Origin of the sequence: Sphingobium sp., assembly GCF_041987595.1 — a bacterium.
Lineage (GTDB): Bacteria > Pseudomonadota > Alphaproteobacteria > Sphingomonadales > Sphingomonadaceae > Sphingobium.
Genome location: NZ_JBHIWJ010000064.1, coordinates 1 through 22,983, shown reverse-complemented (window position 1 = coordinate 22,983; position 22,983 = coordinate 1). Strand labels below are relative to the sequence as shown.

The following is a 22,983-nucleotide window of genomic DNA, read 5'->3' as shown; positions in this document are numbered from 1 at the left end:
CCCTGCTGGTCCTCATCGCGCCCGTGCCGTGGCGGCGGATGGCGCCGGCGGTCATCGCGGCCGCCGTCGGCATCGGCTTCGCGGTGTTCCGCGCCCTGGAGGTCCCGGAGGGGCCAGCCTCCTCCCTCGCGGTGTTCATGGTCATCCACGCCGCGGGTGCCCACGAGTGGGACCGTCGGCGGCGGGACGTCGGGCGCGGGCTGGCGCTGGCCGCCGGGGCCGTCGCCCTGGTGCTGTCGCTGGCGCAGGCCTACGACGTGGTCAACGTCGACATCGTGATCGAGGTCTCGTTCTCCCTCGCGATCAACCTGGCGTTCTACGCCGCCGCCTGGGCGCTGGGGGACCTGGCCCGCACCCAGCGCGCCGACCGGGCGGAGCTGCGACGACGCGCCGAGCAGCTGGCCCTCGAGCGCGAGCGACGGGCCCGCCAGGCCGTCCTGGACGAGCGGGTGAGGATCGCCCGCGAGCTGCACGACGTCGTCGCCCACCACGTCAGCGTCATGGGCGTGCAGGCGGCGGCCGCCCGCCACGTCCTGGCCGCCGATCCATCCCGCGCCGCGCAGGCGGCTGCTGATCGAGGACGATGGCCTGGTGTTCGACGACTGGATCGACGGGCTGCGCCAGTCCTGCGAAACCGAAGAGTCCCCCGATGCGGACGACGCACAGTGCTGGCTGCTGCTGGATCCGCGCAACCTGCTCAATGCCAAGGGCCGGCCCCATGCCGACAAGCTCATGCCGGTCTACCTGCGCAGCCTGGTGCTGGCCGCCAGCGGCTCGCAGGCCGAGTTGCGCGTGGTGGCGCGCGACGGCCTGGTGCAGGTCCTGCCCATGAACCCTTCCGACGCGCTGGCACGGCTGCGTGCATTGATGGCCCTGTGGCGCGAAGTCCTGCCGGGGCGGGTGATCGAAGTGCGCTACGAGGATCTTGTGGCGGATCAGGAGGGGCAGAGCCGCCGCCTGCTTGCCCATTGCGGGCTGGAATGGGCGGAGGAGTGCCTGTCCTTCCATACTAACGAGGCCCCGGTGTCCACGCCCAGCGCCGCGCAGGTCCGCCAGCCTATCTACCGCGATTCGGTCGCCCGCTGGAAGCGGCACGGGCAGGTTATGGCCCCGGTGCGGCACTTCTTCGAACGATCCGGCATCTTCATCGACTGAAAGGAAGCGTGCGACATGCCAAGATTGGGGACATTCGCCTTCTGCATGGCATTGGCCGCGGCGTTCGTGGAGCCGGCCGCCGCTGCCGCGCCGCGCACCCGACTGGTGGAATTCCGGTCGGAGAACTGCCTGCTGATTTCCGGCGACCGGGACGATATCGCGTCCAATGTCAGCATCAATGGTCACCCAGTGCGGGTCGAAGGCCGCCGCAACTGGCGGGTCCGCCTCCCGGTCCGCATCGTCCGTTCCTGGTCTGCCCCTCTGGCGCGAACCGTCACGGTCGCGGTCGATGGGGCAAGCCATGAAGCCGATCTCCCGATCGGGCTGCTCGGCCATTCGGATGACCTGGCGATGCTTGTGGTGAGGGCCAAGTAATAACCGCAACCCGGATAAGTAATAAAATAATATATTCACTATAGATATTGTAAGTTTTCTCTCCTGAGCTTATCTACGCGCCAGTCGCCGAAGAGCGGCGCTCGTTTTTCGCACAGGAGAAGATGATGAAAATTGGGCTCATGTGCCTGGCGGTTTTCGCCTTCGCGACCCCGGCAATCGCTGGGACCACCGGCGGCAATCCTTTCGCTCAGGATGCGGCGATCCTCAACCTCAAGGGGCTGGATCTTTCGACGGCCGCTGGCCAACAGAGCCTCGCCATTCGCATGGATCAGGCGGCGCGGGCCGTTTGCGGCGATCATATGGCGGGCGTGCACCTCGCTCTCGAAGCCAAGGCTCGGGATTGTCGCACCGCGGTTGCGGCCGACATCCGCGCCCAGATCGAAGCCCGACTTGCCAAGGCTGGCGATAAGTCGCCCGTCCAGCTGGCTTCCGCTCGCTGAGAATCTGCTCCGCGGCGCCCGACGGCGCCGCGGACGCCTCATTTCGCCAGCTTCGCCGGATCGGGCCACCAGGTCAGCGTGTGCACGTCATGCGCGGACGTCCAGATGCCTGAATTCGTGAAGCGCAGCGCGCCGCTCCCTTCCGCTTTCCCCACTCGCGCCCTGATCGTCATCGACTTCGGGTCGATCACGACAAAGGTCTGATCCTCCGTGGTGCGCAGCCATACAAGCCCGCCGCCCGTATCGATGTCGCCCCATTTCAGCACCGTGCCGACCTTGACCCGGCCAGCCACGTCGCCACTTTCCGGGTTGATGCGGACGACGGTTCCGTCGCCCTGTTCCTGAACCCAGACCCCGGCTTCCCCGGCCGCCAGGAAACCCGGCTCCCTGCCAAGCGCGGTCGTCTTGACGACGCTGTTGGTCGCGGGATCGATGCGCTGGATCGAGCGGCTTTCGCTGCTGACCGCCCAGACCGATCCGAAGCCGAACGCCAGATAATGGGTGCCGGGATTGACGGCTATGGTTGCCGTCACCTCGTCTTTCGCCGGGTCGATGCGGGACACGACGCCCTTCTGATGGCTGGCGACCCAGATCGATCCGGCACCCGCGACCACATTCAGTTCGCCCTTGGGATTGGCGATGCCGGTAGCGATGGTGGCGGTTTTCTGCGCGGTTTGCGTATCGATCTTTATGAGCGCATTTTCCTGGCAGTCGGCTACCCAGAGCGCACCGTCGGACAGGGCCATGGCGCCACAGGGCTTCGACATGACAACGGCGGCAAGCCTGCCCTGCCGAGACCAGCGTTCGACCCGGCCGGCATTGGTCGCCCAGACGCTGTCGCCGTCGACCGCCAGGAAATCCGCGAAGCCCGGCACCTCGATCACCTGCTCCGCGTGGGCCGTAGAGGCCGCGCATCCCGCCGCCACTGTCATGATCAATCTCCTGAGCCGTTTCATGCCTTGCCCCTTTCCTCGCGAAGATCAGGCGCGCTGCGCGATGTAGGCGCGCCATCCGCCCAGGGAGGTGATGTCCTCGGCGCCCGTCAGCGCGCGCGGCTCAGCGACGAAGCCCTTGACGCTGCTGCCGTCGGCCAGCGTTACTGTGCCTATCGCCAATGGCGCCGGCACCTCGACCACGAAGCTGCCGAACTCGGCGATCCCCAGTTCGTAAACCTCCAGCGCGATCGATCCGCCGTCCTCGCTGTGCACCAGCGCGGGCTTGGGCGGCACGCTGTCCGCCATCGCATAAAGGCGGTAGTTGGGGGCTGTTTCGAACGCGCCCACGAACTTCGCGTCGCGGGAGGTGAGTTGCCAGTGCAACGGCATATCTTTCAGATGAGCACCGACTACAGCGAGTTTTACGGTTTCCATTTTGCCCTCCAGATCGAGCGGTGGCGGCGACGGAACATCCGCGGCCGAAATATAGGCGTCGGCGGCGTCAAGCAGCGCAACATCGCTGTCGGCGGGACCGATCAGGGTGATGCCGAACCCGGTCGCATTCGACCTTATGCCGGCGGGCACGGCGACAGCGGCCATGTCCAACAGGTTCACGAAATTGGTGTAGAAGCCCAGAGCGCTGTTGAGCGCGATCGGCGCGGCCTTGAGTTCCGCGACCCGATAGGTCGTGCCGGTGGTGGGGAAGGCGAGCAGGTCGACGCTCTCCCAAAGCATGTCAGCATGACGCTTGAGTTCGGCAAGCCGGTAGATGCCGTTGAACAGATCGACGGCGCTTATTTCCAGTCCCGGCTCGACGACTTCGCGCACCGTGGGATCGATGGCGTGGGGATGGTCGGTGAGCAGGTCCGCGATGGCGGCGGTCCGCTCCGCCACCCAGGGACCACCGTAGAGGAGCTGCGCCGCCTCCTGCAGCGGCGCATAGTCGATCTCCACCAGCTGGGCGAGGGTGGAGAGCCTGTCGAGCGCCCGATCATAGAGATATTCGGACTGAGCATCGCCAAAGAATGCGCGCTGGTCGCGTCGGGGGACGCCGATCCGCTTGCGTCCGATCGGACGGTCGGCAAGCGGTTTGGAATAGGGGTCGGCCGCATCGAAGCCTGCTGCGACGGAATCGACCAGCCGGGCGTCCGCTGTGTCGCTCGTGAAGGCGGTGATGCAGTCGAGCGTGCGGCAGGCTGGCACGAGACCGCTGTTGCTCCACCGCCCTTTGCTGGGCTTGAAGCCGATCAGATGCTGGAAAGCCGCCGGAACGCGGCCCGAGCCAGCGGTGTCGGTGCCGAGCGCGAAGGCAACCAGGCCTGCCGCAACCGCGACCGAGGAACCGGAGCTGGAGCCACCGCTGACGTAGGACAGGTTATAAGCGTTTCTGGGGCTGCCATACGGGCTTCGCGTGCCATTCAGTCCGGTGGCGAACTGGTCGAGATTGGTCTTGCCCACGCAGATCGCACCCGCCGCGATCAGCCGTTCAACGACCGTGGCCGAAGCTTCCGGCCGATAGGTGAAGGCGGGGCAGGCCGCGGTCGTATCCAGCCCCTGGACATCGATATTGTCCTTCACGGCGAAGGGGACGCCGGCCAGTGGCAAGGCTTCGCCTGCCGCCAGTCGCGCATCGACTGCGCGGGCGGCCTCGATCAGGGCGTCCGGCGCGACCCGGCTGATCCAGATCTGGGGCTGGATCGCGTCATAAAGGGCCAGACGCGCGATCGTCTCTTCGGCCACCGCAACGGCACTCATGCGCCCCGCCTGGACCGCATCGGCAATCATCGACACGCTGCGGCGGGTCAGCCGGCTCCCGGCGGGCGCGCTCATGCGTGCCTCCTCAGCGCCATCATCGGCGCACCGGGCTGCAGCGATTGCCGTTCCTGCACATAGAGCGCCTCGACCTTGCCCGCTCCCGGGCTGTGAACGGCACATTCCATCTTCATCGCCTCTATGATCGCGATCGTTTCGCCGGCATGGACCTCGTCGCCGGGCTCAACGAGCAGTTTCCACAAATTGCCGCCAAAGGGCGCTTCGACCAGATCGGTCCCATCGGGAATCTCGACCGCATCCGACGGGGGTTGCTCCGCTTCGACAAGGTGCGCGACGCGGTCGAACTCGCCATTTCGCTGCCACTCGGCGCGCTCTTCATCGAAGGCGGTTTGCCGCCGCGCCTCGAATTCAGCGATCGACTTCGCATTGTCCGCCAGGAACGCGCGATAGTCGGCGAGGCGGAACTCGGACGGCTCGATCCTGATCGACCGCCGGCCGCTCGGGAAATCGCGGCGCCATTCGACAAGTTCGTCCGCACTGACGGGATAGAAGCGGATCTGGTCGAAAAAGCGCAGCAGCCAGGGCTTTCCCCCGGTGAAGGCGTCGGTCTGCCGATGGGTATTCCACATCTGGATGGTGCGGCCGAACAGTTGATAGCCGCCCGGTCCTTCCATGCCGTAGATGCACATATAGGCCCCGCCGATCCCAACGACATTGGGCGGCGTCCAGGTGCGTGCCGGATTATATTTGGTGGTGACCAGCCGATGCCGCGGATCGACCGGGGTTGCCACCGGGGCGCCCAGATAAACGTCGCCAAGACCCAGGACCAGATAATTCGCCTCGAAGATCAGATTCTCGACGGCCGCGGTATCGGGAAGGCCGTTGATCCGCCGGATGAATTCGATGTTGTCGGGACACCAGGGCGCGTCGGCGCGGACGGCACCCATATATTTTTCGATCGTCTCGATCGTGGCCGGATCGCGCCAACTGAGCGGCAGGTGGACGATACGTGACGGGACGACGAAGTCCGCCAGATCGCCAAGCCGCTCTTCCGCCGCCATCAGCATGTCCAGCGCGGCCCGCTGATCCATGATCTCGCCGTCGAAATGCAACTGGAGGGAGCGGATGCCGGGCACGATATCGATAATCCCGGCGGGAGCGAGCCGCTCAAGTTCCGCCATCAGCGCGTGCGCCCTTATCCGCAGCTCGATATCCAGCACGATGGGGCCGTATTCGACCAGGATATTGCGGTCGCCCTGTTGCCGATAGACCGTGCGCGGCCGATCCGAAGTGGCCGGAATTTCCGCGAGGACGGGGGACAGCGTCCCGATCGGCCGGGCCGGTCCGACCCCGTGCGCCGTGCCTGATGCGATCAACCTGCGCTGATGCAGATCCGCCGCGCGCGCGTCCTCGACATCGACCGGCACGAAACGCAGCCTGTCGCCGGGCGCGAGTTGACCCGTGATCCAGCGGTCTGCCGCGATCACCACGAAGGGGCAGACGAAACCGCCGAGCGAAGGGCCGTCCGGCCCCAGGATGATGGGCATGTCGCCGGTAAAGTCGACGGCGCCGATCGCATAGGGATTGTCGTGGATGTTGGACGGGTGCAGACCCGCCTCGCCGCCGTCAGCGCGTGCCCAGCGGGGCTTGGGACCGATCAGCCGGACGCCGGTGCGGTTGCTGTTATAGTGCACCTGCCACTCCGCTGCCACGATCTCTTCGATATCCTCGTCGGTGAAGAAATCGGGCGCCCCGTGCGGACCATAGAGCACGCGCAGGGTCCATTCCCTGGTCAACGGGGGCAGAGCCACTTCCGACAGCGCAGGCCCGACCGCCTCATCGGCCAGATGCAGCGTATCGCCTGCCAGCAGCCGGCGCGCGGCGTGCCCGCCGAACTGGCCAAGCTCGAATGTGCTGCGGCTGCCGAGATAGGGCGCGATGTCGAGACCGCCCGCGAACAGGATATAGCCGCGTATGCCGCCGCCCGTCACCCGGCCAAGCGTGAGCGTCCTTCCCTCTCCGACGTCGATGGCGACCCCGCGCGGCACCGGCGTCCCGTCGAGTTTGGCGCTGAAATCGGCCCCGGTGAGACAGATGCGCGCGGGCGCGGTGAAGGTCAGCGTCGGGCCGGTATGGATGACTTCCAGACCGGCCGTGCCTTCCGCATTGCCCAGCAGCCGGTTGCCGAGGCGGAACGACTGATCGTCCATCGGACCGGATGGCGGAACACCCACGGCCCACAATTTCTGCCGGCCGGGCCAATCCTGAACGGTCGTCGCCGTGCCACCGCTGACGATCTGGATGCTGCGCGGATGGAAGGCGATGCCGTCGAGGACGCGGGTCGAAACTTCCCCGCTGACGAATGGAGACGAACGCACCACCTCCCGGAGCCAGCGCAGATTGGTCTCGATCCCGTCGACACGGCTTTGGTCGAGTGCCGCCTGCATGGCCGCGACGGCCTGCGCGCGGGTGGGCGCGTGGACGATCAGCTTCGCCAGCATCGGATCATACCAGGCGCTGACCGTGCTGCCCGCCATGCACCAGGTTTCGGCGCGAATGTCCGGCGGAAACGCGACGGCCGTCAGCGTGCCGGAGGTCGGGCGATAGTCGAGCGCGGGATCTTCGGCATAGAGGCGCACCTGCACGGAATGGCCGTGGGGGCGGGGAGGCTCGCCATCGAGGAAGGAGAAGTCTCCGGCAGCGCCGCGGATCATCCATTCGACGAGATCGATGCCCATCACCTCCTCGGTGACGCCATGTTCGACCTGGAGGCGGGTGTTCATTTCCAGGAAGAAGAATTCTTCGCGTTCCGCGTCATAGAGGAATTCGACCGTTCCGGCCGACCGATAGGACGCGGCCTCTCCCAGCCGCGTGGCGGCGGCGATCAGTTCGCTGCGCACCGCTTCGGGCAGCAGGGGCGCAGGCGCTTCCTCGACCACTTTCTGGTTGCGGCGCTGGAGCGAGCAGTCCCGCTCGCCCACGGGCATGACGCGCCCTTCGCCGTCGCCGAATATCTGCACTTCGATATGTCGTGCGCGTCGGATGTATCGCTCCAGGAAGATGCCGGCGTCACCGAAATTGCTTTCGCCCAGCCGCGCGACGGCAGCGAAACTCTCGCGGACGGCGGCCTCGTCCTCGCAGACGCGCATGCCGATCCCGCCGCCGCCCGCCGTTGCCTTGAGGATCACGGGGAAGCCGATCTCCCGCGCGGCAAGCACCGCCTGCGCCTCGTCCCTGAGCAGATCCGTGCCGGGAGCGAGCGGAACATCGTGCGCAGCCGCGAGAGCGCGCGCGCTGTGTTTGAGGCCAAAGGTGCGGATATTGTCCGGCGTGGGGCCGATGAAGATGATGCCGGCCTTCGCGCAGGCGTCGGCGAATTCGACATTTTCGGCAAGGAAGCCATAGCCCGGATGAATGGCGCCGGCACCCGTCCGGCGGGCCGCATCCATTATGGCCCCGATGTTGAGATAGCTTTCGGAGGCGCGCGCACCGCCGATGCAGACGGCCTCGTCGGCTTGCGCGACGTGGAGGGAATCCTCGTCCGCTTCCGAATAGACCGCTACGGAGCGCAAGCCCATTCGCCGGAGCGTGCGGATGATGCGGGTGGCGATCGCTCCGCGGTTTGCGATGAGGACGGTATCGAACCTCATGCGGCGACAATCATGCGCACGGGCGTCGGGTTGAAACCGTTGCACGGGTTGTTGATCTGCGGGCAGTTTGAAACCACCACGATGACATCCATCTCCGCGTGCAAGTCGACGGTCAGGCCGGGCGCGGAGATGCCGTCGACGATGCCCAGCGATCCGTCGGCCTCCACCGGCACGTTCATGAAGAAATTGATGTTGGAAACAATGTCGCGCTTACCCCTGCCTTCCCGCAAATTGGCCTCCAGGAAGTTTTCGACGCAGGCATGTTCGGCCTTGGTGTGGTGGCCGTAGCGAAGCGTGTTGGATTCGCAGGAACAGGCGCCGCCGATCGTGTCGTGATAATCGACGGACGTGGCGGTGATGGTCATCATCGGTCGTCCCTCGTTGGAACGCAGTACGGTGCCTTCGCGAAGGAAGAGATTGCCTTGCGCGGCGACGGTATCCTGCGCGCTGTAACGCTCCGCATCGTCCTGCGCGGAGTAGAGGAGGAAATCGACCGCCTGATTTCCTTCCAGATCGACGATCCGCAGGGTCTGGCCGGCTGCGACATGATGCAGCCAGGGCGCTCGCGCCGGCACGGTCACGTCATGGAGGACGGTGCCCGGAAGACCGGACAGGTGAATATCGACGCTCATTGAGGCGTTCCCCTTTTAACGGCGGAAATAGTCTTCGACATTCTCGAAGGCGCGCAGGCCCTCTGGAGTGGCGATCCGGATCGCATCGTCCGCAGGCGTGACAGGACCGCGCCAGGCCGTCGCGCGGAGCGGCGTCACGGTCCAGTTTTCGCGCGGGTCAAGAACATGCGGGCAATTCGCGATCACGACGATGATCTCCATTTCCGCGCGCAGCACCAGGCTTCTCATGGGCGCGAACGGCCCGATCTGCGGCACGATGCTGCCGTCGCCATCGATACGGGCGCCCTTGAACAGATTGACGCACGGATGAACGTCCCGCCGCTGAAGGCCATGTTTGGCGGCCCCCAGCAGGAAGCGGTCGCGACCGTTGGGCGCCGGGCCGCTATTGCTCCCGTCGCCATATTTAACCGCATTGGTTGCGGCATTCGACGTGCCGCAGAATGTGTCATGCGTCCCCGCGTCGTCTTCGAGGAAACTCATGAGGACGCGGCCCATATCCGACAGCAGCAGCTTGCCGGTGCCGAGATAGGCGTTCCACTGCACTTTCACCGTATCGGCGACATTGAGCCGTTCGGTGGGCATTTCGGCGTTGAAGATCAGCAGCGAAGCGCAGGCATCGCCCTTGAGGTCGATCAGCCTCAGGCGGGCGCCGCGCGGCAGACGCCGTGTCGCATAGCCGCCCGCCGCGATCGTTTCTTCCCACACAAGATCGTCGGCGGACACCCCGTGCGGCAGGTCGTCGGCGATCGGCGGAAGCACCCGCATGGCTTCAACCACCGTCCCCGCCATTGCGCGGGCGTGGTCGCGGGCTGCGGTGGGGTTGGCAAGAGTCGTCATGCCATCACTCCGTTTGTCTGGTTGACGGATTCCTGGTCGTAGAGCGGGGGGAGCAGGGCGGTCGTCGTCACAAGCTGAAGCTGGTGAACGCCACGCACGCGTCTCAGCGCATCGCACAGTTCCTTGAGCAGCGATGCAGGCCCCTGCACCAGCAGGACTTCGAGCGACTGGTCATCCTCCAGGAAGACATGCTGGGAGGAGATGACCTCCTTGAGATAATCCGCCTGCGTCTGGGCGAGCTGATGCCGCACGCGGCCGCGGTCGCCGCGATAGACGATGGTGATGGTGCCGGCCAGCATCTCGTCGGGACGGGTGAAGGCCTCATGTTCGGCGAGCGCATGTCGGATAAGTTCGGCGATCAGTTGCGAGCGCGACGGCAGACCGCGCTCCTCCACCATCATGTCGAGCTGCCGGAACAGATCCGCCGGCAAGCTCATGCTCAGCCTCGCAAGGCCCGCAGGTTCGCTAACCATGTCCAATCTTCTCCTCATTGTCCTGTTCGCCGTCCGGCGAGGCCGCCGCCTCTTCCGTTCCGCCGGCTGCGTCGGGCGCAGGCTTGCGCAGGGCCAGATCATAGACTGCCGTTGCGCCGAAGCGGTGCGGGGCGTGCGGATCGTGGCGACGCTTGTCCAGGGCGAGTACCCGCGTTCCCAGGCTGAACGCCTCCCGGATGTCGTGCGTCACCATGATGATCGTCAGCGAATAGTCGCGCCAGAGCCGGGTAATCAGCCGGTGCATGTCGGCGCGGATACCGGGATCGAGCGCGCCGAACGGCTCGTCGAGCAACAGGATGCGCGGCCGCTTGATCAGCGCCTGAGCGATCGCCAAACGCTGCTGCATGCCGCCCGACATCTGGGCAGGATACAGGTGGAGGCTGTCGCCGAGGCCGACTGCGGTCAGCATCTCGGTCGCCTCCTCGACCGCTTCGCGGTGCGCCTTGCCGAACAGGCGCGCCGACAAGGACGCCTTACTGCACTCCAGTCCGAACACGGTATTGCGCAGGGCCGACAGGTGCGGAAAGACCGAATAGCGCTGAAAGACGACGCCCCGGTCCGGTCCGCACTCGGGCGCAAGCGGCGTTCCGTCCAGAAGGACCGATCCTCGCGTCGCCGCCTCCTGGCCGAGGATGAGGCGCAGCAGGCTGCTCTTCCCCGCGCCCGAAGGCCCGATGATCGAAACGAAGGATCCTTCTTCGATATCGATCGACACCCGTTCGAGCACGATCTTGTCGCCATATTCGACCCACACGTCGCGCAGGGAGAGGAGGGCGCTCAATGGCTGGCTCCATGAGCCCAGGGGAACAGGCGCTGGCTTAGGAAGGTGAGGGTGAGGTCCATCGCCACCGCCAGCAGCGCGATCCAGGCGACATAGGGAATGATGACGTCCATCGAGAGATACCGACGGACGAGGAATATCCGATAGCCAAGGCCTACGTCCGACGCGATGGCTTCTGCCGAGATCAGGAAGACCCAGGCCGGTCCCAGCGACAGGCGCATCGCGTGGAAAACGCGCGGCATGGCCTGTGGCAGAGCGACCCGTATCATGATCTGCCAACTGCTGGCGCCCAGCGTCTGCGCCTTGATGATCTGTTCGCGCGGCAATGCAGCCACATGAGCGGCGATGTCCCGCACCATGACAGGCGCTATGCCGATGACGATCAGCGCGATCTTCGCCGTCTCGCCAAGGCCAAGGGCGATGAAGAGGATGGGGAGCAGGGCGATGGGCGGGATCACGGCAATGCCCGTTACCAGCGGCCCGAAGGTCGCCCGCACCGGCGGGAGGACGCCGAGTACCAGTCCGACGAGAATGGCCGCCAGCGTCGCGACGCCAAGACCGATGCCGAGCCGCTCCAGACTTGCCAGCGTATCCGCCCAGAAAAGCAGCTGTCCCGTCAGCTGGTCCGGCTGGAAAAGCAGGCTCGCCATCGCTTTCGCCATGCCATCGGGCAGCGGCAATATCTTGTCGAACTGATTGGCGGCGTGGCGCTGGGCCGCCAGGAACAGATAGAGCAGGACCAGCAGCAGGATCGGCACTGCCCCCAGCAGCAACCGATCACCTCGGCTCACATGTCGATTCACCCAGCGCATATCATCATCGTCCTACAGAGGGGATCGATCGGGACGGCTCAAAGCTTTCCGTCGGCAGCCAGTTTCATGAAGCTATCGTCGAACCGCAGCGTTACATGCTGGGCATCGCCCAGCGTCTTCCCGCCGGCGAAGCTCATGCCGACGGCATCGGCTGAAGCGGCGCCCTTGAACAGGCCATGGGCGAAGCTGAAGTCCCGCACCTGCGTCATGCTCTGAACAAGTGCGGGTGCGGAAGTGGCCGCCACGGCGGATTTGGGATCGGAATAGAGATGCGTCGTCGCCAGCTGGCTTTCGAACATTTCGGGCGTCGTCCCTGCCAGCTTTGCCATGGCCGCGCGGGCCGCCTTGCCCTGCGCATCCTGCCGCTTCATCAGCGCCATCGTGTCGAACCAGATACCGGTCAGCGCCTTGCCCAGATTCGGATTCGCCTTCAGGGTTGCCGTATCGACCACCAGCAGATCCAGGATTTCGCCGGGGATCTGCGCGGAACTGAAGACCTCCTTCGCACCGGCCTGCGCCTTCATTACCGAAAGCTGCGGGTTCCATGCGACCGCTGCGGTCACGTCCGGGCTGGAGAATGCGCCGACGATATCGGCATCGGACGTGTTCACGGTCCTGACGTCGGTGGGCTTCATCCCCGACTTCTCCAGCGCGCGGGCGAGAAGATAGTGGGAGACCGAAAGTTCGACCAGATAGACCTGCTTCCCCTTTATGGCCGAGAAATTGTCGGCGCCCTTGAGCAGTATGCCGTCATTGCCGTTCGAATAGTCACCGACGATGATCGCGCTGGTATCTTTCCCGCCGGCGGCCGGAATGGTCAGAGCATCCATGTTGGTGACCGTCACGCCATCGAATTTGCCGGCAGTATATTGGTTCACCGATTCGACATAGTCGTTGACCTGAACGATATTGATCTTGATGCCGTATTTATCGGCCCACTTCTTCACGATTCCGGCCTGCTGGGCATAGGGCCACGGCATCCAGCCCGCGTAGATCGACCATCCGATGTTGAACTCTGTCTTGGGCTTTGAAGGGGCATCTGCCGTCTGCGAGCAGGATGCAAGCAAAACTGCTCCAGCCATCAGTGCAGCCCGGCCTGCGTTGCGGAACATTCGGATCATTGTTCGTCCCCTTTCGAGGTGCACTATTGCAAAGCAGCACGAGCCTGTCCACCCGGAATTATTACCTTTGAAACATTAGGTAATACTATTTCCGGCGACGGAAATCTGGGGTTTCGCGCCCTGACCGCCACGGCAAAGCGGACAGCATCACTGCTTTCTCGGCCAGCTCATTCCTGCGAATCGACCAAATTACCGGCAGTTCTGGCGCGTAAACGGCCGCGGACTCTTGTGGCGGTCGGGCTTTGCGATTCGGTGGTCGAGCGGTCCTTCATCATCCCGCTCCTGTCCCGCTGTCGCCCGTGCCGCCAACATTCGATTCGGCGCGCATCATAAGAAAACCGCCATATTGTGCATTGCACCCAATCTGCGCAGTCATACTGAGCAGGTGCAAAATTATTACGCTTGACCCGTTAGGTAATATCCATACCGTAGGGCCAACCGCTCATCGAAGCGGCGGAACCAAAGGGTAGAATAGCCGGGCAGCCACCGGCTTGAAGTGAGGGTTCGTGGATCGAAGACCGGCTCGCAATGCTGCTCTCTCGGGTGCGACGCCGCCAGTCGCCGGCAGCGCCTGCCGTTTTGGCCTGGTCGATCCACTGCACGGCCTTCGAACTGATCGAATGATGATCGACGCCGCTCGGGCCGCACAGGAAGGCGCGCGTCAGGAAATGACGATGACGACTGGCCGGAAACCGGCTGACAAGGTGCCGGCCTAGCCAGAGCGCCAAGGGGAAGGATGTCACTTGAGGCTCAACTGCAAGGGGGTCGAAGTGACTATGAAATTGTTTCGCAATACATTGCTTGGCGCGACCATTCTTATGGGCGTTGGGACCACTTCGGCTTTCGCCCAGGGCGCCGCGGACGGTGCCGAGGGCGCAGGCGGCGACGGCAACGAGATCGTCGTGACGGCCACGCGCCGCGCGGTTTCGATCCAGGATGTGCCGATCAACATCAGCGCCGTCGGCCAGGAGCAGATCGCCCGGCAGCGGATCGACGACGTGCGCGACATTGCCGATTTCACGCCCGGCGTGACGATATCGGACACAGGTCCGGGCTCGACCGGAACGATCGTGCTGCGCGGCCTCAATGCTTCGGATTCCAGCTCCACCGGCAATTCCTATGACAGCGCACTGGGCGTCTATCTCGGCGAGGTTCCGCTCTATTACGACTTCAAACTGCTCGACATCGCGCGCGTCGAAACGCTGCTCGGGCCGCAGGGAACGCTCTATGGCCTTGGCACTCTGGCGGGCGCGATCCGCAATATTCCCAACCGGCCCAATACGGAGAAAATTGAAGGCGAGGTGCACAGCCGCCTGTATGGCAAGGGCCACAGCGGCAAGCTGGGCTATCAGCTGGACGGTGTCATCAACATCCCGATCGTCAGGGATCATATCGCCTTCCGCTCGGCCACGGGCTATTACTACGATCCCGGCTTCATCGACTATCCGCTGCTGCTCCAGACGCCCGGCGTTTCGCTGCCGCAGCCCGATGGTCCCACGAGCATCTCGCCTGCCGGCTATGCCGCGAACCTGAGAAAGGAGAAGGATCTCAATTTCGAGAAGACCTTCACCACGCGCAACCAGTTGCTTTTCCAGTTCAGCGAGGATCTCAAGGTCAACTTCACCTATGCGTTCCAGCAGACCAAGACGGACGGCGGTCAATATAACAGCGACGGCGTTCTTGGAACGGGCAAATATCAAAGTGCGGCCCGCTATATCGAACCGGTGAAGCGGCGCGCGCACTTGGGAGCCATGGAAATCAACGCCAATATCGCGAACATTGCCGATCTTGTTTCGACAACTGCCTATACCGATGTGAAGAACGACAATCAGACGGACAATACCGACCTTCTGCTTGATCTCGATTATGGCTATGAAGCGTTCCCGGCTTTTTCGAGCTGGAACGAGAGTCATGATCGCCGCAAGCAGTTCAATCAGGAAGTCCGCTTCGTCTCCCGTCATGGCGGCCCGTTCAACTGGGTGATCGGCGGCTTCTACAATCAGCAGAAGCGGCTCCGCGAATATACCGAACATGTTCCCAATCACCCCTGGGTTGAATTCGGCACGCAGCCCAATCCCGATGAGGTCGAATATAACAGCTTCAACAAGTCGAAGGTGACGGAGAAGGCAGTCTTCGGGGAAGGCACGCTCAGGATCATACCCGAATGGCAGGTGACGGCAGGCCTGCGCTATTTCGGCTATACGTCTGACGTCAGCGGTCGCGCAGTGCTCCCACTGCTCGGCGACCCGGTCAGCCCTTATGACCTTCCCTCTGCCGGCGGCAAGTCGAAGAAGAGCGGCTGGGTGTGGAAGTTCAACACATCCTATAATTTTACCCCCGACATCATGGCCTACGCCACCTACAGCAAGGGCTATCGCATCGGCGGCCCGAACACGGTCGCGCCTTGCGTGTTGCCGCTCGATCCGACGCAGCAGAATGTGTGCGCGCTGCCCAACGAAATCCAGTTCGGCCCCGACACGACGAAAAATGCCGAACTGGGCATCCGCACCCAGCTTTTCGATCGCAAGCTGACGTTCAACTTCAACGTTTTCCAGATCAAATGGGACGGCATTCAGGTGGATTCCGCCACCATCAACGGCATCGTCGGCATCATCGTCAACGGCGGCAAGGCGAAGTCGGAGGGCTTCGAAACATCCTTCCAGGCAAAGCCGATCGAAGGACTGTCGATCCAGGGAACCTACTCCTACACCAACGCGAAGCTGACGCAGGATGTTCCGGGGATCATCGCGGTCAACGACCCGGCCGGCACCTATCCCAGTTCGCCCATCCAGCTGGACGCGCTGTCGGGGGATCGCCTTCCGGGTTCCGCGAAGAACAGCGGCAGTCTGGGCGCGACCTACACGATGCCGTTCATGGCCGGCAATCTGGTGGCTGACTGGACGGCGACCTATCGCGGCAACGTCGTGACCCGGCTCGGCTGGGACCGCGCTTATGGCGACAAGCTTCCGGGCTATGTGCTGCACCGCGCCTCGCTCGCTTATGAGACGGATCGTTACAGTCTCGTCCTGTTCGCGAACAATATCTTCGACAAATATGCGGTGGCGTCCGTTTCCAATGACCGCTCGCGCGTGGGCCTCAACGATGGCGTATTGCTGCGCTACTATAAGCAGACCGTCATCAATCCGCGCACCTTCGGCATCGAAGCGCGCTTCAAATATTGATCTGATGCTGCTGCCGGGGCGCTGTTCCGAAAGGATGGCGCCCCGGCAAGGCACGCAGCATCATCGCAATGCTGCCTTGCATGAAGGGGGAAAAGGCGATGGCCGCGGATGCGCGCAGGGTTCGACGGGCACCGGCCCTTGGATTGAGTGCGGCGCTCCTGATCGCGAGCGGTTCGGGCTATGCGCCTGAGGTGAGGGCAGCCTGCGGTCCGCTGCCAAAGCTGCTGGCCGAGACGTGGATGGACGGCACGCTGCCGCAGGAACCCTCCACCCAGGTCCAGCAACTCGACAGGGACAGTTTCGTCATCCGCCAGTCGGTCAAGACCAATTTCGAAGCACCCTTCCTCTATCTGCTCTTCGGGCGCGACAGGGCCTTGCTGATCGACACCGGGGCCGAAGGCGGCCGCATAAGGCCGACAGTCGACCGGGTGGTCGCGCAGTGGCTGGCCGCTCGCGGACGCCGCTCGATCCCGCTGGTGGTCGCCCATAGCCACAGCCATGGCGACCATGTTGCCGGAGACGCAGCCTTCCGTGATCGCCCGAACACGATCATCGTCGGCCTGAAGCCGTCGGATGTCGCCAGCTTTTTCGGCATTTCCAACTGGCCCGACGGGGTTGCCAAATTCGATCTCGGCGGGCGCCCGCTCCGGATCATCGCGACGCCCGGGCACCAGGCCGCCGCGATCATGATCTACGATCCCCGACTCAAGCTCCTGTTGTCGGGCGACACGCTCTATCCCGGCCGCCTTTACGTGCCGGTAAATTTCCTCGCCGAAAACCGCGCCAGCGTCGACCGCCTGGCAGCCTTTGCGATGAAGCATCCGATCTGCGCCGTCATGGGCGCGCATATCGAGATGACGTCCGAGCCAGGCCGCGACTATGGGCACGAAGCGCCGACGCATCCAGACGAACATTCCCTCCCGTTGCCGGCGCAAACCATTGGCGAACTCCAGACCGGCCTGAAGGAGCCGCTGGACACACCCGGCCAGCGGCAGGTCCACGATCACTTCATCATCGTCCCCGTGCCCGCGCGGGCGGAGTGATCCGGCGGCGTCGGAAAAGCCCGCTTTCAAGCCGGTGAAAATGGCGGGTCGCAATGCGCCGGCCGGTCCTGAGCGGGAGCATTTCCCTCTGGCTCCCTAAACTAAATTACCGGCAGCATGACCAGACAATCCTGACTGCCTGGGCGACATGTCAATGGAGACTGAAAGCCTTCAGCTAAGGGCGCTGAAAGGCGCCGTCTTGTTTTGATACAGATCAACAACAAACGCTCTATCACACGCCGGTATACTTATATAAAGGAAGTTATAGTAAAAAAGATATAAGGGAGAGGTCGAATTATCGGTAACGCCTGGGGGGCCAATGCGTCGAGATGCTCGTAAGTTGCTGGAAAAGCTGAATCGCAGGGATTTTGCTTACAAGGTTTTTGAGGATCCCTTCTCGGAAACCGAATTATGGCCGATTTTTGAGGCAGTTCTCGGCGATCATGGCGTCGTTGGAGAGGGGGCGGTGACCCCGGCTCCGCAAGGCGTGGCGAAAGCCGTCAAGCCTTCCGCAGCACCACTGTCTGCCCCCGTTCCGGCTGGTCCGAATCAGATATTCTCCCAATATGGCCTCTCCGCGCGCCAGCGGGCAGAGGACAGGGATGTTGATCTGGGCGCATTTTTCCATCGTTTCTCGGAGATGGACTGATGGCTCTCATTCTTGTCCAGTCTCCCAAGGGCGGCACCGGCACGACCTTTCTTGCGGCGCAACTGGCGTTGCAGCTGGCGGGCAAGGGGCATGAGGTCAATGCCCTCGACTGCACCTATCAGAATTCGCTGAAGATGCATTTCGGGTTCACGCCTGCCCAGGCCGTGCCCGAACTGGGAGCCGCGCATGACGAGCCGCTGGTCGCCTTTGGCGTCAGCCTGTTGCAAGGGCATGGCCATAGCCGGTCGCTGTCATTCATGAGCGACCCCGAGGCCGCATTGGATCGGCTTTTCGACAGCCGGCATCTATGGGTCGTCGATGTCGCCTCGGAAGATCGCCATCTGGTTGAACTGCTCATGCGACGCTGCGATCTGCACATTTGCCCACTATTGCCGACCGCGGCATCGCTGGGTACGCTGAACCGGCTGAGCGCGACCGCTCCGGCAATGAAGCTGGACAGGACGGTGTTCGTTCTCAATCAGCTCGATGACCGGCATCGCCTGTCCCGCCACAGCCACAGTTTCGTCCGCGACCTGTTCGGCGATCAGTTGCTGGCCACCGTCCGCCGTGACGAGGCCGTCAATGAAGCGCTCGCACGGTTCGAACCCATCACCAAATATGCGCCGCTGAGCGCTGCCTTGCAGGATCTGCGGTTTTTCGCCTCCGCCGTGGAGGAGCGCCTCGGCCTGGCCTTGGGAGAGGCTGACCTCAAGGTTACTGGAGACGCGTAAATGTCCCTCCGTCAAATTGTCGCGCCGTGGGCCCTGTTGAGGCTTGCGACGGGGATCTTTGTCGCGGCCGTCATCATCGTCGTCGTGACCGTTCCGCTGGATCTGGAATCGCAATGGATATTCGCGCTGACCACCATGGCGGGTGCGATCCTGTTCAATCGCTCATCCAGCCGACGGTCGACGATTGCCATCGGCCTTTTGTCGCTGCTCGTCTCCACCCGCTATCTGTTCTGGCGCACCACGCACACGCTGGAATTTGACAGCCTGCCTGCGGCCCTGCTCGGCAGCGGCCTCTATCTGGCGGAACTCTATGCCTGGGTCATCCTGGTGCTGGGCCTGCTCCAGACCAGCTGGCCGCTGGAGCGCCCGGTCGTGGAAATTGAGGGCGAACCGGAAAACTGGCCGGTGATCGACGTCTATATCCCGACCTATAATGAAAGTCTGGCGATCGTCCAGAACACCGTGTTCGCGGCGATGGACATGGATTATCCCCGGGATCGCTTCCACGTTTACATCCTTGATGACGGGCGGCGGCCGGAATTTCGCGCCTTTGCCCGTCAGGCGGGATGCGGTTACCTGACCCGGCCCGACAATCTTCATGCCAAGGCGGGCAATCTCAACGCTGCGATGAAGAAGACCGACGGCGAACTGATCGCGATTTTCGATTGCGACCATGTGCCCACCCGCGCCTTCCTGCAGATGACAGTCGGCTGGTTCCAGAAGGACGCCCGGCTCGCGCTCATGCAGACGCCGCACCATTTCTATTCACCCGATCCGGTGCAGCGCAACCTTGGCAATGTGAAGGAACTGCCGGGTGAGGGGGACCTGTTCTACGGCGCGGTGCAGCGCGGCAACGACCTGTGGAACGCCACCTTCTTCTGCGGCTCCTGCGCGGTCATCCGCCGCTCGGCGCTGGAACAGACCAACGGCTTTGCCGGCGAGACGGTGACGGAGGACGCGCATACCGCGCTCAAGCTGCAACGCATGGGCTGGAACACCGCCTATATCGGCATCCGCCTGTCCGCCGGCCTCGCGACCGAGCGTCTGGTGCTTCACATCGGTCAGCGGATTCGCTGGGCGCGGGGCATGACGCAGATCATGCGGATCGACAATCCGCTGTTCGGTCCGGGCCTCAACTGGCACCAGCGGCTTTGTTACCTGAACGCGATGCTGCATTTCCAGTTTCCGCTGCCGCGCATCGTGTTCCTGACGTCGCCTCTCGCCTATCTGATCGCGGGGCAGAACATCATCCATGCATCCGCCGCGCTGATCTTTGCCTATGCGCTGCCGCATCTGTTCATCTCGACCGTCTCGTCGGAACGGATACAGGGCGGCGATCGGCGGCCCTTCTGGGGCGAGATCTACGAAACGCTGCTGGCCTTCCACCTTGTGCGCCCGACCGTGCTGACGCTGTTCAATCCGCGCAAGGGCAAGTTCAACGTGACGGACAAGGGCAGCCTGCTCGATCAGACCTATTTCGACCGGACCACGGTCCGGCCGCATCTGGTCACGGCGGCGCTGCTGCTGTTCGGCGTGGTCTTCGGCTTTTCGAAACTGCTCTATCCCCATCTGTTCGACGTTCAGCTCGACACTCTGCTGCTCAACACGGCCTGGGCCGGGTTCAGCCTGCTGATCCTGATCGCGGCCATTTCCGTCGCGCGGGAACAGCGGCAGGTGCGCGAGAACATTCGCATCACGGCGCGCATGCCGGTCACGCTCTATTTCGACGACGGCTATGTCGTAGACGGAACGACGGTGGACATTTCACTGGGCGGGCTGGCTGCCGAACTGCCCGACGGCTTCGTCCTGCATGGCCGGTCGGTAACGGACGTGTCCCTGCCGATGGGCGACGAGACGCTGACCATTCCGGTCGATACCGTGCGCATGGACGGCGGCCGCGCGAAGCTCCGCTTCCAGCCGCTCGACCTGGTGCGCGCCCGGCATCTGGTGCGCGCGGTCATGGGACGCGCCGATGCATGGCAACAGGACAAGCCGCTGGCTCCCGTAGCCGGTCTTCAATCCATCAGGGATATTTTCAGCGTGGACATCGCAACGATATTCGACATCTGGCGCCTGCCGCGCCGCCGGAAAAAGGCCATGCGGGCCATGGCGGCGGCAGCCGCCGCCGGTGCGCTGGCCTCCACCTCCGCTCAGGGCGCCCCGGCCGCGCCGCAGATCGCGTCACCGGCCGCCATTGCCGCTCCGGCGGGGGGAGGAAAGCCGCAAAAACTGCTGCTCAAGGACCTTCAGGTCAAGAATCCCATCCGTCTTGCGGGCACGCGCGGCGAATATGGCATCCCCTTCGGGCTGCGCGGCAACCAGGTCGTCACCAATGCGTCGCTGACGCTGGCCTTCAACTTCTCGCCCTCGCTGATCGGGGATCTCAGCCAGATCGTCATTCTGCTGAATGGCGAGGTGGTGAACGCCATGCCGCTCCGTCCGTCGGACGGCACCGCGCAGACGGTCACGATCCCCATCAATCCGGCCTTGTTCCTGCCCGGCGACAACCAGCTCAACCTGCGCTTCATCGGCCATTACACCCGGGATTGCGAAGACCCGTTCCACAGCTCGCTCTGGGCCAATGTCAGCAACACGCGCTCGGCGCTGAACCTGACGACGCAATCCCTGCCGCTGCGGCCGGATCTGGCCCGTCTGCCCGCGCCTTTCTTCGACCGCAGCGACAATGTGGCGCTGAAGCTGCCCTTCGCCTTTGCGGGCAAGCCGACGAACGGCGAACTGGAGGCGGCCGCCTCCACCGCAAGCTGGTTCGGCAGCATGGCAAGCTATCGCGGCTATTCCTTCAAGCCCAGCTATGGCCAGCTTCCCGCGGGCAATGCCGTCATCTTCATGACGCCGGGCCGCAGGATCGCGGGACTCAATGTTCCGGCATCCGGCCCGGCGGTGTCGATCGTCACCAACCCGGCCGATCCTGAAGGGCAATTGCTGGTCATCAGCGGCAACGACGAAAAGGAACTGAAGCAGGCCGCGGCCGCGCTGGCCATCGGGCGAGGCGTGCTGGGCGGGGCGAGCGCAACGCTGGATGGGGTGCGCCTGCCTGCCTATCCGCGCTATTCGGCGCCGCGCTGGCTGCGGACCGACCGGCCGGTGCAACTGGGCGAGATCGTGCAGCGCTACGCCCTGCAGGGCACGGGTCTGCCGCCCGGGCCGCTCAGCGCGGGTTTCCATGTGGCGCCCGATCTGTTCTTCTGGCCCCGTCAGGGCGCCAAGCTGGACCTGAAATACCGCTATCCCTCTGCGCCCTGGCTCGACAAGTCCCGGTCCCGGCTGGACCTGTCGATGAACGGCCAATATCTTCAGACCCTGCCGCTGACCGGCGAACATTGGTGGGACAAGTGGTTCGGCGGCAGCAAGCCGGCCAGCTACACCTCCCGCGCCGATGTGGTCCTGCCGCGCTACGATCTGTTCGGCCAGAACTCGCTCGTGTTCGACTATAATCTGCTGATTCAGTCGAAGCAGCGTTGCGAAGGCATGCTGCCCGACAATGTCCGCGTCGCGATCCTGCCCGACAGCGCGATCGACCTCAGCCATGCCTATCATGCGCTGCACATGCCCGATCTGGCGACCTTCGCGGGCGGCGGCTATCCCTTCACGGTGCGTCCGGACATGGCGGAGACGGTCGTTCTGCTGCCAGCCGATCCTTCGCCCGGCGTGGTCGAGGCGTTTCTGAACGTCATGGGCCGTTTCGGCGATGCGACGGGCGCCCCCGCCATTCGGGTCAGCGTCACAAGATCGGTCGACCAGTCGCGGATGGAGGGCAAGGACATATTGGTCATCGGCCCGCTCCAGATCGCGCAGTCCGCCTCGCTCTTTTCCGGGGCGCCGGTCTTTTATCAGAACGGTCATCTGCGCGTGAGCGAGCGGACGCCGCTTGAGCGCGTGTTCGATCTCTTCTCGCCCTATGACCGCAGCGATCCCTCGTCGGTCGAAGGTTTTCTGTATGGAGCCGACAATTTCAACGGCATTGTCGGTTTCCAGTCGCCCTTCAACGCTGACCGCAGCGTCGTGGCGCTGCTCGCGAGCGATACCGAAACGCTGCCTGCGCTGGTCAACGGGCTTAACGACACAAAGATCAACGCGCAGGTCCAGGGCGACCTGTCCGTCGTGGATGGAGAGGGAATGGCGAGCTTTGCGGTGGGTGACGGCTATTGGGTCGGCTCGCTGCCCCTGTGGATGAAGATCGCCTATTGGATGAGCCAGCGGCCCATCCTGATCGCATTGGGCGGCCTGCTGGTTGCCTTCCTCATCTCCGCGCCCGTCTATCTGCTGTTCAAGCGGCAGGAGGCCAAGCGTCTTGAAGCGGTGAAAATCTGATGAAGACGAAATTTTATCTG

At 63.8% G+C, this 22,983-nt stretch carries 17 protein-coding genes and 1 pseudogene; 9 read left to right on the top strand and 9 right to left on the bottom strand.

All coding sequences use genetic code 11. The features are described 5' to 3' along the window. Positions 1 to 38: 38 nt before the first annotated feature. From ACFC3J_RS15410 to ACFC3J_RS15395, 4 genes and pseudogenes are all read left to right on the top strand, one after another. Positions 39 to 509, top strand: a pseudogene (locus ACFC3J_RS15410) (histidine kinase); the annotation flags it as partial. 82 nt (positions 510 to 591) lie between these two features. Continuing rightward, positions 592 to 1,155, top strand: a complete 564-nt coding sequence (locus ACFC3J_RS15405; RefSeq protein WP_375197010.1) for a sulfotransferase — start codon at positions 592 to 594, stop codon at positions 1,153 to 1,155. Between the two features lie 45 nt (positions 1,156 to 1,200). Beyond that, complete coding sequence (locus ACFC3J_RS15400; protein WP_375197009.1) at positions 1,201 to 1,530, top strand: hypothetical protein; 330 nt, start codon at positions 1,201 to 1,203, stop codon at positions 1,528 to 1,530. Positions 1,531 to 1,655: 125 nt separating this feature from the next. Next, complete coding sequence (locus tag ACFC3J_RS15395; RefSeq protein WP_375197012.1) at positions 1,656 to 1,991, top strand: UrcA family protein; 336 nt, start codon at positions 1,656 to 1,658, stop codon at positions 1,989 to 1,991. Positions 1,992 to 2,029: 38 nt separating this feature from the next. On the opposite strand, the gene ACFC3J_RS15390 is transcribed toward ACFC3J_RS15395, so the two are convergent. Genes ACFC3J_RS15390 through ACFC3J_RS15350 form a run of 9 tightly spaced genes read right to left on the bottom strand, consistent with a single transcriptional unit; the run spans position 2,030 to position 13,026 of the window. Then, positions 2,030 to 2,947, bottom strand: coding sequence for a YncE family protein (locus ACFC3J_RS15390; RefSeq protein ID WP_375197008.1), 918 nt, complete (start codon positions 2,945 to 2,947; stop codon positions 2,030 to 2,032). A 24-nt stretch (positions 2,948 to 2,971) separates the two neighbouring features. After that, the gene (gene atzF / locus ACFC3J_RS15385; RefSeq protein WP_375197007.1) at positions 2,972 to 4,756 is read right to left on the bottom strand and encodes an allophanate hydrolase; all 1,785 of its coding nucleotides are present in this window, start codon (positions 4,754 to 4,756) and stop codon (positions 2,972 to 2,974) included. Next, positions 4,753 to 8,349: an urea carboxylase gene (gene uca, locus ACFC3J_RS15380; protein WP_375197006.1), complete on the bottom strand. Its 3,597-nt coding sequence runs from the start codon at positions 8,347 to 8,349 to the stop codon at positions 4,753 to 4,755. Before uca ends, atzF begins: the two co-directional genes overlap by 4 nt. Further along, positions 8,346 to 8,981: an urea amidolyase associated protein UAAP2 gene (locus ACFC3J_RS15375; protein WP_375197005.1), complete on the bottom strand. Its 636-nt coding sequence runs from the start codon at positions 8,979 to 8,981 to the stop codon at positions 8,346 to 8,348. The genes uca and ACFC3J_RS15375 overlap by 4 nt, the downstream gene beginning before the upstream one ends. 15 nt (positions 8,982 to 8,996) lie before the next feature. Beyond that, on the bottom strand, positions 8,997 to 9,818 hold the full coding sequence (locus tag ACFC3J_RS15370; RefSeq protein ID WP_375197004.1) for an urea amidolyase associated protein UAAP1: 822 nt from the start codon (positions 9,816 to 9,818) through the stop codon (positions 8,997 to 8,999). Next, positions 9,815 to 10,291 carry a CopG family ribbon-helix-helix protein gene (locus ACFC3J_RS15365; RefSeq protein ID WP_375197003.1) on the bottom strand — a complete coding sequence of 159 codons (477 nt, stop codon included), beginning with the start codon at positions 10,289 to 10,291 and terminating at the stop codon, positions 9,815 to 9,817. Before ACFC3J_RS15365 ends, ACFC3J_RS15370 begins: the two co-directional genes overlap by 4 nt. After that, positions 10,284 to 11,093, bottom strand: coding sequence for an ABC transporter ATP-binding protein (locus ACFC3J_RS15360; protein WP_375197002.1), 810 nt, complete (start codon positions 11,091 to 11,093; stop codon positions 10,284 to 10,286). Before ACFC3J_RS15360 ends, ACFC3J_RS15365 begins: the two co-directional genes overlap by 8 nt. After that, on the bottom strand, positions 11,090 to 11,905 hold the full coding sequence (locus ACFC3J_RS15355; protein WP_375197001.1) for an ABC transporter permease: 816 nt from the start codon (positions 11,903 to 11,905) through the stop codon (positions 11,090 to 11,092). The genes ACFC3J_RS15360 and ACFC3J_RS15355 overlap by 4 nt, the downstream gene beginning before the upstream one ends. Positions 11,906 to 11,943: 38 nt before the next feature. Next, positions 11,944 to 13,026, bottom strand: coding sequence for a putative urea ABC transporter substrate-binding protein (locus ACFC3J_RS15350; RefSeq protein ID WP_375197000.1), 1,083 nt, complete (start codon positions 13,024 to 13,026; stop codon positions 11,944 to 11,946). A gap of 776 nt (positions 13,027 to 13,802) precedes the next feature. On the opposite strand from ACFC3J_RS15350, the gene ACFC3J_RS15345 reads away from it, so the two are divergent. The 5 genes from ACFC3J_RS15345 to bcsA all read left to right on the top strand — a co-directional run bounded on the left by ACFC3J_RS15345 (position 13,803) and on the right by bcsA (position 22,963). Next, positions 13,803 to 16,208: a TonB-dependent receptor gene (locus ACFC3J_RS15345; protein WP_375197011.1), complete on the top strand. Its 2,406-nt coding sequence runs from the start codon at positions 13,803 to 13,805 to the stop codon at positions 16,206 to 16,208. Positions 16,209 to 16,288: 80 nt separating this feature from the next. Continuing rightward, entirely contained in the window at positions 16,289 to 17,251 is a 963-nt protein-coding gene (locus ACFC3J_RS15340; RefSeq protein ID WP_375196999.1) for an MBL fold metallo-hydrolase, read from the top strand. A 340-nt stretch (positions 17,252 to 17,591) separates the two neighbouring features. Next, a complete protein-coding gene (locus ACFC3J_RS15335) occupies positions 17,592 to 17,900 on the top strand; it encodes a hypothetical protein (protein ID WP_375196998.1) in 309 nt (102 codons plus the stop codon). Next, positions 17,900 to 18,631, top strand: coding sequence for a cellulose synthase operon protein YhjQ/BcsQ (locus ACFC3J_RS15330; RefSeq protein WP_375196997.1), 732 nt, complete (start codon positions 17,900 to 17,902; stop codon positions 18,629 to 18,631). The genes ACFC3J_RS15335 and ACFC3J_RS15330 overlap by 1 nt, the downstream gene beginning before the upstream one ends. Continuing rightward, the gene (bcsA, locus tag ACFC3J_RS15325) at positions 18,632 to 22,963 is read left to right on the top strand and encodes a UDP-forming cellulose synthase catalytic subunit (protein WP_375196996.1); all 4,332 of its coding nucleotides are present in this window, start codon (positions 18,632 to 18,634) and stop codon (positions 22,961 to 22,963) included. The last annotated feature ends 20 nt before the right edge of the window (positions 22,964 to 22,983 follow it).

Excerpts from the sequence above, each read along its gene's own strand:
- ACFC3J_RS15350 (WP_375197000.1), bottom strand. The coding sequence starts at position 13,026 with ATGATCCGAATGTTCCGCAACGCAGGCCGGGCTGCACTGATGGCTGGA.
- ACFC3J_RS15345 (WP_375197011.1), top strand. The coding sequence starts at position 13,803 with ATGAAATTGTTTCGCAATACATTGCTTGGCGCGACCATTCTTATGGGC.
- ACFC3J_RS15340 (WP_375196999.1), top strand. The coding sequence starts at position 16,289 with ATGAAGGGGGAAAAGGCGATGGCCGCGGATGCGCGCAGGGTTCGACGG.
- ACFC3J_RS15395 (WP_375197012.1), top strand. The coding sequence starts at position 1,656 with ATGAAAATTGGGCTCATGTGCCTGGCGGTTTTCGCCTTCGCGACCCCG.
- atzF (WP_375197007.1), bottom strand. The coding sequence starts at position 4,756 with ATGAGCGCGCCCGCCGGGAGCCGGCTGACCCGCCGCAGCGTGTCGATG.
- ACFC3J_RS15400 (WP_375197009.1), top strand. The coding sequence starts at position 1,201 with ATGGCATTGGCCGCGGCGTTCGTGGAGCCGGCCGCCGCTGCCGCGCCG.
- ACFC3J_RS15375 (WP_375197005.1), bottom strand. The coding sequence starts at position 8,981 with ATGAGCGTCGATATTCACCTGTCCGGTCTTCCGGGCACCGTCCTCCAT.
- uca (WP_375197006.1), bottom strand. The coding sequence starts at position 8,349 with ATGAGGTTCGATACCGTCCTCATCGCAAACCGCGGAGCGATCGCCACC.
- ACFC3J_RS15355 (WP_375197001.1), bottom strand. The coding sequence starts at position 11,905 with ATGCGCTGGGTGAATCGACATGTGAGCCGAGGTGATCGGTTGCTGCTG.
- ACFC3J_RS15370 (WP_375197004.1), bottom strand. The coding sequence starts at position 9,818 with ATGACGACTCTTGCCAACCCCACCGCAGCCCGCGACCACGCCCGCGCA.
- ACFC3J_RS15330 (WP_375196997.1), top strand. The coding sequence starts at position 17,900 with ATGGCTCTCATTCTTGTCCAGTCTCCCAAGGGCGGCACCGGCACGACC.
- ACFC3J_RS15365 (WP_375197003.1), bottom strand. The coding sequence starts at position 10,291 with ATGGTTAGCGAACCTGCGGGCCTTGCGAGGCTGAGCATGAGCTTGCCG.
- bcsA (WP_375196996.1), top strand. The coding sequence starts at position 18,632 with ATGTCCCTCCGTCAAATTGTCGCGCCGTGGGCCCTGTTGAGGCTTGCG.
- ACFC3J_RS15390 (WP_375197008.1), bottom strand. The coding sequence starts at position 2,947 with ATGAAACGGCTCAGGAGATTGATCATGACAGTGGCGGCGGGATGCGCG.